The 14,167-nt window shown below is 65.3% G+C and carries 11 protein-coding genes; 6 read left to right on the forward strand and 5 right to left on the reverse strand.

Going from position 1 to position 14,167, the window contains the following annotated elements:
- Positions 1-126 precede the first annotated feature (126 nt).
- Positions 127-720, reverse strand: a complete 594-nt coding sequence (locus ACQP2D_RS41970) for an alpha/beta hydrolase family protein (RefSeq protein WP_433681425.1) — start codon at positions 718-720, stop codon at positions 127-129.
- Positions 721-1,360: 640 nt separating this feature from the next.
- Between ACQP2D_RS41970 and ACQP2D_RS41975 the strand changes: the two genes are divergently transcribed.
- Positions 1,361-3,196, forward strand: coding sequence for an acyl-CoA dehydrogenase (locus ACQP2D_RS41975; protein ID WP_433685933.1), 1,836 nt, complete (start codon positions 1,361-1,363; stop codon positions 3,194-3,196).
- A gap of 66 nt (positions 3,197-3,262) precedes the next feature.
- On the opposite strand, the gene ACQP2D_RS41980 is transcribed toward ACQP2D_RS41975, so the two are convergent.
- Entirely contained in the window at positions 3,263-4,390 is a 1,128-nt protein-coding gene (locus ACQP2D_RS41980) for a GGDEF domain-containing protein (RefSeq protein ID WP_433681426.1), read from the reverse strand.
- Between the two features lie 295 nt (positions 4,391-4,685).
- Between ACQP2D_RS41980 and ACQP2D_RS41985 the strand changes: the two genes are divergently transcribed.
- A complete protein-coding gene (locus tag ACQP2D_RS41985) occupies positions 4,686-5,792 on the forward strand; it encodes a DUF4185 domain-containing protein (protein WP_433681427.1) in 1,107 nt (368 codons plus the stop codon).
- Between the two features lie 105 nt (positions 5,793-5,897).
- On the opposite strand, the gene ACQP2D_RS41990 is transcribed toward ACQP2D_RS41985, so the two are convergent.
- Both ACQP2D_RS41990 and ACQP2D_RS41995 read right to left on the reverse strand, forming a co-directional pair.
- Positions 5,898-6,119 carry a hypothetical protein gene (locus ACQP2D_RS41990; protein WP_433681428.1) on the reverse strand — a complete coding sequence of 74 codons (222 nt, stop codon included), beginning with the start codon at positions 6,117-6,119 and terminating at the stop codon, positions 5,898-5,900.
- A 512-nt stretch (positions 6,120-6,631) separates the two neighbouring features.
- A complete protein-coding gene (locus ACQP2D_RS41995) occupies positions 6,632-6,895 on the reverse strand; it encodes a hypothetical protein (protein WP_433681429.1) in 264 nt (87 codons plus the stop codon).
- A 314-nt stretch (positions 6,896-7,209) separates the two neighbouring features.
- Between ACQP2D_RS41995 and ACQP2D_RS42000 the strand changes: the two genes are divergently transcribed.
- Both ACQP2D_RS42000 and ACQP2D_RS42005 read left to right on the forward strand, forming a co-directional pair.
- Positions 7,210-8,109, forward strand: a complete 900-nt coding sequence (locus tag ACQP2D_RS42000) for a helix-turn-helix domain-containing protein (RefSeq protein WP_433681430.1) — start codon at positions 7,210-7,212, stop codon at positions 8,107-8,109.
- Positions 8,106-8,312: a DUF397 domain-containing protein gene (locus ACQP2D_RS42005; RefSeq protein WP_433681431.1), complete on the forward strand. Its 207-nt coding sequence runs from the start codon at positions 8,106-8,108 to the stop codon at positions 8,310-8,312. Before ACQP2D_RS42000 ends, ACQP2D_RS42005 begins: the two co-directional genes overlap by 4 nt.
- A gap of 262 nt (positions 8,313-8,574) precedes the next feature.
- Here the strand turns inward: ACQP2D_RS42005 and ACQP2D_RS42010 are convergent, their stop codons facing one another.
- The gene (locus tag ACQP2D_RS42010) at positions 8,575-10,839 is read right to left on the reverse strand and encodes a VanW family protein (protein ID WP_433681432.1); all 2,265 of its coding nucleotides are present in this window, start codon (positions 10,837-10,839) and stop codon (positions 8,575-8,577) included.
- Positions 10,840-10,932: 93 nt separating this feature from the next.
- Between ACQP2D_RS42010 and ACQP2D_RS42015 the strand changes: the two genes are divergently transcribed.
- Both ACQP2D_RS42015 and gnd read left to right on the forward strand, forming a co-directional pair.
- Positions 10,933-11,235 (forward strand): hypothetical protein, encoded by a 303-nt coding sequence (locus ACQP2D_RS42015; RefSeq protein ID WP_433681433.1) that lies wholly within the window; start codon positions 10,933-10,935, stop codon positions 11,233-11,235.
- A 1,498-nt stretch (positions 11,236-12,733) separates the two neighbouring features.
- Positions 12,734-13,765, forward strand: coding sequence for a phosphogluconate dehydrogenase (NAD(+)-dependent, decarboxylating) (gnd, locus tag ACQP2D_RS42020; protein ID WP_433685934.1), 1,032 nt, complete (start codon positions 12,734-12,736; stop codon positions 13,763-13,765).
- Positions 13,766-14,167 lie beyond the last annotated feature (402 nt).

A 14,167-nucleotide genomic window follows, 5' to 3' on the forward strand; every position in this document is an offset into this window, starting at 1 on the left:
ATGGACTTCCGGTCCAGACGGCGAGTTCGGCGGGCGTTCCCGTGGTCGTGTCGACAATCGTGTCGCGTGGGTAGCCGTGGTCGTGGACGGTGCGGAGATGGCCGGCTCCCGATAGCGCAAAAGGGCCTAGCTCCAGCGCTCCAACCAGGGCTTGACCGTTTCCGCGATGATGTCGAATCCGGAGCGGAAGGAGTGGGGCTGACCAGGGATAACGCGGACCTCGGCGGCGTCGGCGGGGTCGGGGATGCCGAACGGGTCGTTCGCGCCGTTGATCACGACGACATCGATATCGCCCGGGGCGAGCAGTTCCTCGCGCCGGGTCTTCTCCGGCTTACCCGGCGGATGCAGCGGAAACGACAGTGCGAGCACCCCACGGGCATCGGCGTCGATAGCGGTGCGGCAGGCGACTCGGGCACCGTTGCTGCGGCCGCCCTGGATCAGCGGCACCTTGCGCACCCGCCGACGCAGGTCGGCGACGATTTCCAACCAGGCCTCGTCCTGTTTGACCACCGACCCGGGCGCACGCCGCCCGGCAACCCGATACGGCTGCACCACCCGTGCCACCGCACCTCCCAGTTCATAAGCGCAGTCCCGCACCGCGAGCAGGTCTTTCGCGTCCACGCCACCACCGGATCCGTGCGTGAGCAGCAGCAGAAACGCCGCCTTGCGCGGTTTGTCGAGCTCGATCTCCGCGGGCCCGGCGCTCGTCTCGATTCGCACAATCCCACGGTAGTCCCCGGCTACCCCCAAACCCCCAGCCACCTGCACCGCGTCGCCCATCGGAACCCACCGGCAACCCGCACACACCCGCCACGCTGAACACACACTGTTCCACCGAATACACCGGCCACCAGGAAACCCACCCACCACTCAGAGCACACCGACAACCCGAAACCACCGGCACCCCAACCGACGGGCCACCCAGCAACACCCGCACCTCTGACGCCCAGGCATCCACGCTCGAGCAACGCCGAACCGGCTGCGCGGTTGGTGCGCTTCGAGTGGCGGGTAGGTTCCGAGGGGCCGGTGCGTATTTCGCCCGTTCGGCGACGCACAGCCCCTCGAACTCACAGCCGCCAGGGAACGCACACCTGCCACTCCACGCACACAGGTCACTCAAAACCCACCAGCCACCGAACAATTCGTCTACTACGCGAACCGTAGACACACGGCAACGTCGTGGGGTGTTTTCCGCGTCACATTGCCCGCTCGAGTCTTTGCGAGCCCATTACCGACCGGTAATATGGCTCATAAGTTACCCGCGAGTAGCATGCGGAAAACCGGCATGGCTCGGTGGACGACAACGGGCGGGAACGGCAACCAACCGACCGCACCAACTCAACGGAGAGTGAGTACTGACATGGGCCACTACAAGAGCAACGTCCGCGACCTGGAGTTCAACCTCTTCGAGGTACTCGGCCTCAGCACCATCCTGGACAGCGACGCCTACGGCGACCTCGACACCGAGACCGTCAAGGAGATGCTCAACGAGGTGCGTCGCCTGGCCGAGGGTCCGCTGGCCGATTCGTTCGTCGACGGTGACCGCAACCCGCCGACCTTCGATCCCGAGACCCACACGGTCACTCTCCCCGAATCGTTCAAGAAGTCCTACCGCGCGCTGGAAGACGCGGGCTGGGCCAAGGTCGCCGTCCGCGAGGAACTGGGCGGCCTGGGTGCCCCGAGTGCCGTCTCCTGGGCGCTCGGCGAGATGATCCTCGGCGCCAACCCGCCCGCGCAGATGTACGCCGCGGGTGCCGGTTTCGCGCAGGTCTTCTACAACAACGGCACCGACGAGCAGAAGAAGTGGGCGCAGACCATCGCCGACCGCAACTGGGGCGCCACCATGGTGCTGACCGAGCCGGATGCCGGCTCCGACGTCGGCGCCGGCCGCACCAAGGCGCTCGAGCAGGAGGACGGCTCCTGGCACATCGAGGGCGTCAAGCGCTTCATCACCTCGGGTGACTCCGACGACCTGTTCGAGAACATCATGCACCTGGTGCTGGCCCGCCCCGAGGGCGCCGGCCCCGGCACCAAGGGCCTGTCGCTGTTCTACGTGCCGAAGTGGCACTTCGACTTCGAGACCCAGACCCTGGGCGACCGCAACGGTGTCTTCGTCACCAATGTCGAGCACAAGATGGGCATCAAGGTCTCGGCCACCTGTGAGGTCACCTTCGGCGGCCATGGCGTGCCCGCCAAGGGCTGGCTGGTCGGCGAGGTGCACAACGGCATCGCGCAGATGTTCGACGTCATCGAGAACGCGCGCATGATGGTGGGCACCAAGGCCATCGCGACCCTGTCGACCGGCTACCTGAACGCACTGGACTACGCCAAGCAGCGCGTCCAGGGTGCGGACCTGACCCAGATGACCGATAAGGCCGCCCCGCGCGTCACCATCACCCACCACCCGGATGTGCGTCGCAGCCTGGCCCTGCAGAAGGCCTACGCCGAGGGTCTGCGCGCGATCTACCTCTACACCGCCGCGCACCAGGATGCCGATATCGCGCAGCTGGTCTCCGGTGCGGATGAGGATGTGGCCTTCCGGGTCAACGATCTGCTGCTGCCGATCGTCAAGGGTGTCGGTTCCGAGCGGGCCTACCAGTACCTGACCGAATCGCTGCAGACCTTCGGTGGCTCGGGCTTCCTGCAGGACTACCCGATCGAGCAGTACATCCGCGACGCGAAGATCGACTCGCTGTACGAGGGCACCACCGCCATCCAGGCCCAGGACTTCTTCTTCCGCAAGATCGCCCGTGACCGCGGCGTCGCACTGGCCCATGTCGCCGGTCAGGTGCAGAAGTTCATCGACTCCGAGGCCGGCAACGGTCGCCTCAAGGGCGAGCGCAAGCTGCTGGCCACCGCGCTCGAGGATGTGCAGGCCATGGCCGCCACCCTGACCGGGCACCTGATGGGCGCTCAGGAGAACCCGTCGGAGCTGTACAAGGTCGGTCTCGGCTCGGTGCGCTTCCTGATGGCGGTCGGCGACCTGCTGATCGGCTGGCAGCTGCTGCGTGGCGCCGAGGTCGCCATCAAGGCCCTCGACAACGGCGCCACCGGTGCCGATGAGGCGTTCTACAAGGGCAAGGTCGGCGTCGCGCAGTTCTTCGCCCGCAACGTGCTGCCCGAGCTGACCGCGACCCGCGCCATCCTGTCGAACCTGGACAACGACATCATGGAGCTGGACGAAGCGGCCTTCTGATCCGACAGCGTTCGGACACAATCGAATACGAACAGCGGCGGCCCGGAGCGATCCGGGCCGCCGTTGTCATTTGCCGCGACGCGACAGATCTCGCCGCGGGGTGGTGGGCGCGGTGTCCGGAACGTAGATCGGGGGCTCGGCCAGCACAACGGCATTGCCGCCCAACTGTTTCGCCTCGTACATCGCGGAATCCGCACAGCGCAGCAGCAGCTGGGGCCGATCGGTGTCCGCACCGCCCTCACAGACGGCGACGCCGATGCTGGCCGTGATGGCGACGGGCACGCCGGCCGCCGCTTCGACGGCGCGACGCAACCTCTCGGCCGTGGCGAGCGCACCATCGCGATCGAGTTCGCCGACCACCGCGAATTCCTCGCCGCCGGTGCGGGCGACGATGGCATCGGGTTCGACCACCGCCCGCAATCGTTGAGCCGTCGAGGCGAGCACCTGGTCGCCGACGATATGACCGAATGTGTCGTTGACCGCCTTGAAGCGGTCCAGATCGAGGGCGATCACCGATAGACACTGCCGATGGCGGGAGCGGTACAGGTAGTAGTCGAGACCGCGTCGATTCAGCAGCATGGTCAGCGGATCCGAGAGCACGTCGGTGCGCAGCACCCAGTAGCAGAATTGCAGTCCGGGCAGCACCACGACGATGGCCGCCATCATGATCAGCACCATCGCCGCCGCCAGCGCGACATCGCCACCCACGGAATCGGTCACCACATAACCGGCGAGGACGCCGATGGAAAGCAATGACCACGCGGCGTGCACGGCCAGCGCCCGCGGGCTGTGGAAGAACGTGATGTAGGCCCCGGTCACCACCAGCAGCATCGCGCTCAACGCTCCGTACACCCGATTGCGGTCCACCAGACACGACGCGGTGATGGCGATATCCGCCCAGGTGCACAGGACCAACGAGGTGAGCGCACCCGGCCACGGAAACAACCACCAGCGCACCGTCCATACCGCCGCGGTGAACCCCGCGAATGCGAAGATCGCACGATCGACCGTTCCCGATGGACCTGCGGGCGACAGCGACATCAACATATTGATCAGCAGCATCACCGCGCCGCCCGCACCGATGATGAATTTGACCGGACCTAGGGCGAAATGCGATTCCAACGTTCGCACGAGCCAGCGGTAGTGCACCGGATCGTGCCACCAACTGCGAAGCGTTGCGCGACTATCACCCATGAGCCACCGCCTAGCGTTCACCAATCCTGCTGGATGTAATGGAACAGCTGTGCCCTCGCGAGCGATGCGGCAAACCGTCACAAACCGAGCGACCGAGCCCGCGGCCGAAGAAGCTGTATCGGACGACCTATGGTCGCCCGCGGTGACAGGTCAGCCACTCCCTTAGCCCCGCCTCCTGATGATCTTCAGTGTAGCTACGGGCTGGCGTCCGGTTCCACATCACACGCGTCCGGACATGGGGCCGGAAAACGGGCACAATGGCCGGGCAGACCGCGCGCTAGAAGGGATCGTCCGGATGAACCGATCGCTGTCCGCACTCACCAGAGCCGGTGTCCTCGCCGCCGCACTCTCGATCGCACTGGCCGGACCGGCCGTCGCCGACCCGAATATCGTGATCCCGATCCCCGGCATCAACCCCATCCCCGGCATCAACGGCCAGCCGCGCGGCCTACCACGCTTACCCGGAGTGACCCAGGCCGTCTTCCAGATGACCGGCATGGACAGCCCCAATCGCACCCAGAACGTCAATGTGCTCGGCACCGACCTCGGCATCATGTGGGATGACGGCAATGGACGGATGCTCACCGCCTTCGGCGACAGTGCGGGCCTCGGGTTCCCCAATCTGCTCGTCGGCAGCGTGTGGGCTTGGAGCAGCCAGGTGCTGTTCAGCAGCACGACCAAAGATCCGTCACAAGGGATTTCGTTCGACGGTGTCGTGAGCAACAATCCGCTGCCCAGCCCGAAGATTCCCGGCATCGAGATCAGTCTCATCCCGACAGCGGGCATTTCGGTGGGCGGCGTGCAGTACCTGAGCCTGATGTCGGTGGCCAGCTGGGGTGAACACGGCAAGTGGGCAACCAACTTCTCCACCCTCGCCGTCTCCGGTGACGGCGGACGCAGCTGGGCCCCGCTGACCACCACCCGACGCGCGAATGTGGACGGGTATCAGAACTTTCAGCAGAACGCCTTCCTGAAGGACGACGGTTACGTCTACCGCTACGGCACGCCCGCCGGGCGGCAGCATCCCGGATTCGTGTCGCGCGCAAGGGAAGCCGATATCGCCGATATCGATCGTTACGAGTACTGGGACGGCACCGAGTGGAAGTCGGACGCCAAGGTCGCCGCACCGATCGTCGACGGGGTCGCCGAGCTGTCGGTCATGTGGAACGAGCATCTCGGCAAATTCGTCATGCTCACAACGGATTCGACCAATTCGGTGGTCATGCGCAGTGCAGAGAAGCCGGAGGGGCCGTGGGGCGAGCCGCAGGTGCTCGTCGTTGGGTCCTCCCTGCCGAGTGCTTATGCGCCGATGATCTTCCCGTACCAGACCGGGAGCGACCTGTACTTCTTGCTGTCGGTGTACAACCAGTACAACGTGCTGCTCATGCGCACGCCGCTATAGGATGCCGAGTGGATTCGGGCCACACCGGTTCGCGACGCGGCACGGGTGGGTCCGCAAAGCGAAGTGCCCCACCTCATTTCGAGGTGAGGCACTTCCAACATCCGATTACTGCGTCTTGGCGCCTGTCGAGCCGGTGGACAGCACTTTCACCAGATCGGTAATCGCCGAGCTGGAACCGGTCCCATTCGGGTTCGGCTCGCCGGGGGCGATGGTTCCGATCGGCTCCAGGACGATGCCTTGATCGGCAGCCGATGCCATACCCGAACCGACCAGGAGAATGCCCGCGGTGGCCGCGAAGGCGACACCGAGCACGCGCACTTTGCTCATTGAGAACTTCCCTTTGAACCCATGGAGAAATATCCAGCCGGTAACCGATTATTACCAGCCGAAAGAAGTTTCATCACCGCACGCAGAGGCGACAAGCCCCTGAGATTGTGGGCGGATCGATCTGATTTGCCGAACGATCGCGGTTCACTCGAATTGATATCCCCCGGAACACGCTTCCAATGGGAGCGATTCACCGAAACCGTACCAGCGTGGCGACATCCGGGCCACATAGCCGCCGAGCCGTAACCGCGGCGTACCTGGTACGACGGGTCGGGCACCGCCGAATCCGGCCCAGACAGGGTCGGATCCTGTTGTGCAGCATTCCAAACGGAATGAAGTGACCAAGCCGATGTGCATCGGTCGCTAACTGTAATTATCCAGCAATTCGCAGATCGAGCTGAGATCATCTTCACGCGGTTTTGGCGTAACATACACGCGCACCTGACGATTGGTCTCGATCGTATCTCATGATGCGACACCTGGTCAGTTCGCGTTCGCAATGCGGGTCTCGATCAGTTGGGGACAACGTCGCCAGGATCGACTGATTCGGCTCCGCCGAGGATGGAATCGAGTACTTCGGCGGCGTCCAGGGTCGGACGGAACGTCTGCTCGCGGGCGCTGGCGACGACTGCGTAGAGAACCGTCGCATAGATGCGTGAGCGCGGCGCGGTGAGTTGCCTTCCGCTGCGTTCGGTGGCGCAATAGGGCTTCCTCGTGCGCGGCGTCGAGGGTCGATTCGTCGGACGGAACGCTGCAATCCAGCGGTGGAAGGTCATGCGCGGCAACCATTTCGGCGCACCTCGGGCTGGAAGGGACAGGATGCACTCGGATCCAGGGCGCGGGCGAGGCCACCTGGCGGCGCTGCTCGGCGGCCGGAACCGGGCGCGCTATCCGATGCCGAGTTTTCGGCGATTCGTCGCAGCCACCCCGGTCCCGGGTGCACAATCAGCACACCATCGCAGAACCGTTCTGAGCTGCGAATATAGGTGATCCACAACAGTTTTCCCGTTTGCCCAGCGGATCACCCACCGCGAGTACGAAGCGTCACCCACCGACCCGACTACGCGCCACGCACATTTTGGAGCAAGCCATGGGCACACCGAGCAAGGGCGAACCCTTCGCCAAGGTCACCGGAAACCTTCCCCGCCGTCAGTTGGGGCGGTATCTGCGGGATCTACGGCAGCAGACCGGGCTGTCCATCGTGCAGGCGTCCCGAGCCATCGGGCGTGGGTCGGGGACGCTACAGCGCCTCGAGACGGGCGAGGCCAACCGCATCGAGCTCGATGACATCGAGGCGTTGTGCCATCTGTACGACGAGCCGAAGATGCTTCCCGCTCTGAAAGGGCTTGCTCAGCAAGGGAACGAGCGAAGTTGGTGGCACGAATATGGCGACCTCATTCCCTCGTACTTCAACCTGTACGTCGGGCTGGAAGCAGCCGCACAGCAGTTGGCCATCTACCGACCGGACATGGTGTCGGGTTTGTTCCAGACCGCCGACTACGCTCGCGCGCTCGACCGCGCATACTTCGTGCACGAAACCGCCGACGAGATCGAACGACGTGTCCGGCTAAGGATCAAGCGGCAGAGCTTGATTCGACGCAGGTTCGATCCTGCGTCGGTACATCTCATCCTCGACGAGGCGGTTCTGCGCCGGGTCGTCGGCAGCCCGCGAGTCATGGCTGATCAGTTGCGCTACTTGGCGGACATGCCGTCGAACGTCACCGTTCAGGTACTGCCGTCCGCCGCTGGCTTTCCTCTCGGCATCTCGACCGGCCCGTTCACCATTCTGGACTTCGGGCTCGACAAAGAGGGTCAACCGTTCGAACCGACCGTTATCTTCGTCGAAAGCTACACAGGCGATATATACCTGGAGCGCCCAGACAGCGTGCGCCGCTATCGGGAAGCGCACACAGCACTCCAGCCGGTAGCGTTGAATGTGGCAGACAGCAAGCACCTGCTGCGGCGGGTAGCGAAGGAGTATGCACCGTGAGCATCGACCTATCTGCGGCCCGGTGGTTCAAAAGCAGCCGCAGCGCAGGCGGAAGCGACTGCGTGGAGGTAGCCCACCTCGCCAACGGTCAGGTCGGCGTCCGCGACTCCAAAAACCCCACCGAACCGGCACTCATCTTCACCCCGCACGAGTGGGATGCCTTCACCGCTGGCATCAACCACGGCGAATTCGACCCCTCGTAGGCAACGAAGCCCCGCCCTCCCAAAGACATTCCACCGTCGCACTCCGGGGTGGCGGATAGAGACCCGCACTTCGACATCGCTTGTAAGACAGGACACCTGCCGGGCATTCTCTCAGCCTCCAGACCAGCCACACACGCGGCCCCAGCCCGCTGATTCCGAACCGGGCAAAGGTGCCTTTGCCCTGGCGCATATCTACTGACTACCTCGCACAAATTGCAGGCTATGCGAGGCAGTCACGCGCTATGCGACGGCTAGGCGAGGATTACTCGCACTTGACGACTGGGATGGGGTCGTATTTGACGGTGCGGGTGGTGCGGGAGATTTCGCGGCCGGTTTTGCGGTCGGTGATGACTCGGGTGTCGGAGATGGTGAAGCCGGGGGCGCCTTCGGTGGCGATGCAGTCCTTGCCCTTGGGGAGTTTGATGGTGGTTGGTTCGGTGGGCTTGGTTTTCTCGCCGGTGATGGATTCGACGTTGACGGTCTTGGTGCCCCAGAGGCGGACGGTGACCTCGGAGTCGGTGGTCGACGTCTCGATGTAGACGCCGGTTTGGCCGGTGTTGCGGAATTTGAGGTCGATGGCGCCGTCGAAGACGGTGGCCTCGCGTGCCGCGGGATAGCGCGAGATGTAGTAGCTGTGCTCGGTGTGGCCCGCGTCCTCCATGCCCGCGAAATAGGCGGCGTTGTAGAGGGTGGTGGCGAATTGGCTGATGCCGCCGCCGACCGCGGTGCTGGGGCGGCCGTGGTCGATGATGCCGGATTCGACGTAGCCTTCGGCGGTGCCGCGGGGGCCGGTGAAGTCGTTGAGCGAGAAGGTTTCTCCTGGCTTGACGACGGCGCCGTTCACCTTCTGCGCGACCACGCGGATGTTCACGCCGGACGGGCCGCTGAAGCCGCTGGTGGTGAACTGCCCCATCATCTCGTTGACGCCGAGTGCGTTCGCGGCCTCGGTAGTGAGCTTGGGGTCGACCTTTTCATAGACGGCCTGCGCTGTGCGTTCCTGTGGCGCGACCACCAGAGTGGGCAACTGCTCCAATGTCTTCGCCCAATTGATCTTGTCGCCGACAATGGCCGGAACCACGGTGGGTTTCGCCCCGGTCAGCGCGAAGGTCGCGTCCTTGGCCTCGACTTCCGACGGTGCCAGCTGTGGGCCGAGCACACCTTGCGCCACATCCTGTTTGAAGCTCGCGGCGAGGCCGCCGTGGCCATCGGGCGCGAAGGACAGCAGGGACGCGATCTGCTCCGGTTCCAGCCTGCCGGTCGCATTGTTCTTGCCCGCGAAGACAATCGGTGCGCGCACCGCGGGTTCGGCGACCTCGTGCAAGGCCCGCTCGACCGCCTCCCCGCGCACGGCGATCGGCGCCGCGGTCTCCGGAAGATCGAGCAGCGCACCGAGATACCAGTTGTCGATGAGCGCGGTACGCGCGGCGGGCACGTCGAGGACGCGGCCCGGCACCGGCGGCACCGCGACCGGGCGCGCGCCATCGAAGGCAATGGTGCCCTCGACCGTCGCGCGGTCGTGCACGCGCAGCGCGGTGAGCTGGGCATCCAGCGCATTGTCGTCGACAGTGCTCGTGACCGACACGGTATGCGTGGTGAACAGCGAGGTCAGCCGGGTGATCGGATTGAGTGGCTGGGAACCGACGTTGGCCCAGGTGCTATCCCAATCAATCGCCAGACCAGCGATTTTGGGCGTCAGCCTGGTCTGCACATCACCGATCTGCAGCGGAAGCTCCCGATCAGCGCGCGGACCGAGCGCGCTGTGCAGTTCCGCATCCGCCGCCCCCTTGTCCTTGCCGCCGATATCAATACCGGCCACCACAACCCCACGCGGCACGTGTCCCGACGAAAACACCAGGTCCGCAACATAAGCCAGCCCCGCCAGCACAACAAATGCACCAACGCCGATGCCGATCCGCTTGACGAGAGGCGATTTCAACCCACCCGCCTTCACCGGCCTCTCCGGCACCCGCCGCCCCCGCCAACGCGCACCCGCCCCCGAAGCCTCGTCCCCCTCGGACGCTCCCACTTTCGGTCGCCGAGCAGTCCGCAACGGCGCAGTCGGCATGGAATCACCAACCCACTCCGATGCCCGCTGCCCCACCTCGATCTGATGCTGCGCCGCCGACTGCCGTTCGGCCAACGAATGATGCTGGGCCACTGTCTGATCAGCCAGCGCCCCGTACTCCGTCACCGACTGATTCGACGAAAGAAGCTGGGCCACTGTCTGATCGGCCGCCGCTCCGTACTCCGCCACCGGCTGATTCGGCATCGGCCGATGCTGGGCCGCCGCGGGCTGAGGCTGGTTTTCGTCCCCCGCCCGATGCTCGGCCCCCGACTGATACTCAGCTGCCGAATGATGGTGCGCAGCCGATTGATACTCGGCGGCCGCCCCATATCGCGCCGCCGAGTGGTGCGGCTCGGTCTGCTGCTCGGGTGAATGAGGCTGATACGGGGCCGCCGGTTGACGTTCGGCCAACGCATGATGCTGGGCCATTGTCTGATCGGCCGCCGACTCGTACTCGGTCATCGACTGATACGACGCAGGCCGATGCGGGGTCGACTGAGGCTGATACTCGGCCCCCGACTGATGGTCGGCCGCCGCCTGAAGCTGCGCAGCTGAATGATGGTCGGCCGCCGATTGATACTCGGCGGCCGCCTCGTACTGCACCGCCGAATACTGCAGCCCAGTCTGCTGCTCGGGCGACTGCTGATATGCCGCCGCCGATTGATGCTGCTGCGGGGACTGATGCTGAGCAGCCACCTCATGCTGGCCGACCTCGTGATGCGGAACCGTGCGCGGCGGCGGTGGCTGATGCCGCGCCGCCGACTGGTGCCGCTCCGATTGATGCTCAGGCGACTCGGGGTGAGCCTGATACTCGGCCGCCGATTGGTATTCAGCTGCCGAATGATGTTGCGCAGCTGAATGATGTTCCGTCGCCGATTGACGCTGCGGCAAAGACTGCTGCTGGCCCGCCACCTCGTGCGGACCGGCCTCGGGATGCGGATCCGGCTGGTGCCCGAACGACTCAGGGGGGGACTGATACGCGGCCCCCGGGCGATACTCGGCTGCCGAATGATGTTGTGCCGCTGAATGATTTTCCGCCGTCGATTGATACTCGGCTGCCGCCCCATACTGCGCCGCCGAATGGTGCGGCACAGTCCGATCCTCGGGCGAATCAGGCTGATATGGGACCGCCGGTTGACGCTGCGGCGAAGACTGGTGCTGTCCCGCCGCCTCGTGCGAACCGGCCTCGGGATGCGGATCCGGCTGGTGCCCGAACGACCCGGGGTGGGACTGATACGCGGCCCCCGGGCGATACTCAGCTGCCGAATGATAGTGATGTTGCGCCGCTGGCTGATGCTGTGCCGCCACCTCATGCGTGCCAGCTGCATGGTGCGGAAGCGTGTGTGGGGGTGGAGGCTGGTGTCGCGCCACGGACTGCTGCTCGGCCGCCGAATCGTATGGCGCCGCTGACTGATGCGGCACCGGCCGATACAGGGGCGACTCGTGCTGAAGCGCATCAGCGTCCGCCGACTGCCGGTCGGCCGCCGAATGATGTTGGGGCACCGACCGATCCTGGGGCACCGGTTGATACTCAGCCGCTGAATGATGTTGGTCCACCGGCCGGTACTCGTTCGCCGAGCGACCTTGGGCCACTGACTGGGGCTGCGCGGCCGAATGATGTTGGGCCACGGGCTGGTAATCCGGTGCTGACTCGTACGCTTCCGCCGACCGATGCGGCGCTGGGCGATGCTGGGGTGACTCGGGCTGCGGCTGATACTGCGACCAGGATTGATGCGAGGCAGCCGCAGGATGCGAGCCCGGTGCCTGCTGCGGGACCGTACGCGCCGGCTGATGCTGTGCGGCTGCCCGATTCGGATCCCCCGCCTGCGGGTCTGCCGCCCAATTCGGATCCTCAGCCTGACTCGGGTCTCCCGCCTGGCTCGGATCCCCGCCCTGACTCGGGTCCGTCTGGTACACGCCCGACGCCTGCTGCGGATCCGATGACTGGGGATCGGGGCGGGATGGTAGGGGCTGACGGGGAGCGGATCTAGCTGAGTCGAGGAGCTGTCTCAGTCCGACCTCGCCGTTTTCGTGTCGGTCGCGTCGCCCAGTGCTCGATTCGCCCGTCACGAACCGTCCTCCCCGCTCGATTGAAAGGAGCTCGCACGGTGCGAGTCTCCGCCAACGATAGTGGTCGCTACCCACGTCGGCAGCACAGCACGGTCCAAGAGCAAATCCCGTGCAACGGACCGCGCCACACATGGAAGGGCCCCGCGCAGTTGCCGGGTCGGGGGTCTGGCAACTACGCGGAGCCAACCCGTTTATCGGTGCAACGCAGCGCGCGTTACACCCGCGCGAGACAATCGAGCAGAACTCTCACCACCAGGGCCCCGACACGATGAGGGAGATGGATGGAATGCAGCTGGGAATGATCGGCCTGGGGCGGATGGGCGCCAATATCGTGCGCCGGATCGTCAAGGACGGGCACACTGCCGTCGGCTACGAACGCAAACCGAATACCACCGTCGCACTCGCCGAGGAGTTGGGCGGCGACAGTTTCCAGGGCACCACCGACCTGAAGGACTTCATATCCAGGCTGGAGACGCCGCGGGTGGTCTGGGTGATGATCCCGGCCGCGGTGACCGGCCAGGTCATCGACCAGGTCGCTGACCTGCTCGAACCCGGCGACATCATCATCGACGGCGGCAACAGCCGCTATCACGACGACATCGCCCGCGCCGCCGCGCTGAAACCCAAGGGCATCCACTATGTGGACATCGGCACCTCGGGCGGCGTATTCGGCCTGGCCCGCGGCTTCTGCCTGATGATCGGCGGCGAGGCCGAGCCGGTGGCGCATCTGGATCCGCTGCTGAAGTCCATCGCACCGGGGGTCGAGGCGGCCGAGCGGACCCCGGGCCGCACCGGCGAACCCTCCCCTGCCGAGCACGGTTATCTGCACTGCGGTCCGGCCGGTGCGGGCCATTTTGTGAAGATGGTGCACAACGGCATCGAATACGGCGCGATGGCCGCCTACGCCGAGGGTCTCAACATTCTGCACAAGGCGAATATCGGCGCGGATCACGACGCCGTGGCCTCGGCCGAGGAGACCCCGCTCGAACATCCGGAGTGGTATCGGTACGACATCGACGTGCCCGAGGTCACCGAGGTGTGGCGGCGCGGTTCGGTGGTCGCTTCCTGGTTGCTGGACCTGACCGCGAGCGAGCTCTACGCCGATCCGACCCTCGCGTCCTTCGACGGCCGCGTATCGGACTCCGGCGAGGGACGCTGGACCCTCGACGCCGCGATCGATACCGGCGTCCCCGCACCGGTGCTCTCGGCCGCCCTGTTCGCGCGGTTCTCCTCGCGCGGTGAGGCGCTGTACGCGGACAAGATGCTCTCGGCCATGCGCAAGGCCTTCGGCGGACACAACGAGCTGCCCTCGAAGTAGCCGCCCCCATACGGACTATCCGTCTCAGACAGAAAAGACTTCGCCGAAGTTGTCCACGAATCCGGCCTTCGCCAGTCCGATGCGGCTCACGCCGGACCTTGTCTGTCGCCGAACGCAGATTCGGCTCGCAGCCGGACTAGTCCGATGACCGTCGGCGGAGTCGGCTCACACCAAGCCCTGATCCGACACCCGAACACGGACTCGACTCACACCCGGACCGTTCCGACGACCATCGCGGACTCGACTCACACCCGGACCGGTCCGACGACCATCGCGGACTCAGCACACACCAAGCCCGATCCGACACCCCAACACGGACTCGACTCACACCCAGACTGATCCGATACCCGAACACCGACTCGGCTCGCACCTGGCCTGGTCCCATACGCCGCCACCCTGGAG

Source organism: Nocardia sp. CA-119907, from assembly GCF_050955995.1.
Taxonomy (GTDB): domain Bacteria; phylum Actinomycetota; class Actinomycetes; order Mycobacteriales; family Mycobacteriaceae; genus Nocardia.

Coding starts and splice junctions, on each gene's coding strand:
- ACQP2D_RS41990 (WP_433681428.1), bottom strand. CDS start 6,119: ATGAGCAAAGTGCGCGTGCTCGGTGTCGCCTTCGCGGCCACCGCGGGC.
- ACQP2D_RS42010 (WP_433681432.1), bottom strand. CDS start 10,839: ATGACCGAGTACGAGTCGGCGGCCGATCAGACAATGGCCCAGCATCAT.
- ACQP2D_RS41980 (WP_433681426.1), bottom strand. CDS start 4,390: ATGGGTGATAGTCGCGCAACGCTTCGCAGTTGGTGGCACGATCCGGTG.
- ACQP2D_RS41985 (WP_433681427.1), top strand. CDS start 4,686: ATGAACCGATCGCTGTCCGCACTCACCAGAGCCGGTGTCCTCGCCGCC.
- gnd (WP_433685934.1), top strand. CDS start 12,734: ATGCAGCTGGGAATGATCGGCCTGGGGCGGATGGGCGCCAATATCGTG.
- ACQP2D_RS41975 (WP_433685933.1), top strand. CDS start 1,361: ATGGGCCACTACAAGAGCAACGTCCGCGACCTGGAGTTCAACCTCTTC.
- ACQP2D_RS42015 (WP_433681433.1), top strand. CDS start 10,933: ATGATGGTCGGCCGCCGATTGATACTCGGCGGCCGCCTCGTACTGCAC.
- ACQP2D_RS41995 (WP_433681429.1), bottom strand. CDS start 6,895: ATGACCTTCCACCGCTGGATTGCAGCGTTCCGTCCGACGAATCGACCC.
- ACQP2D_RS42000 (WP_433681430.1), top strand. CDS start 7,210: ATGGGCACACCGAGCAAGGGCGAACCCTTCGCCAAGGTCACCGGAAAC.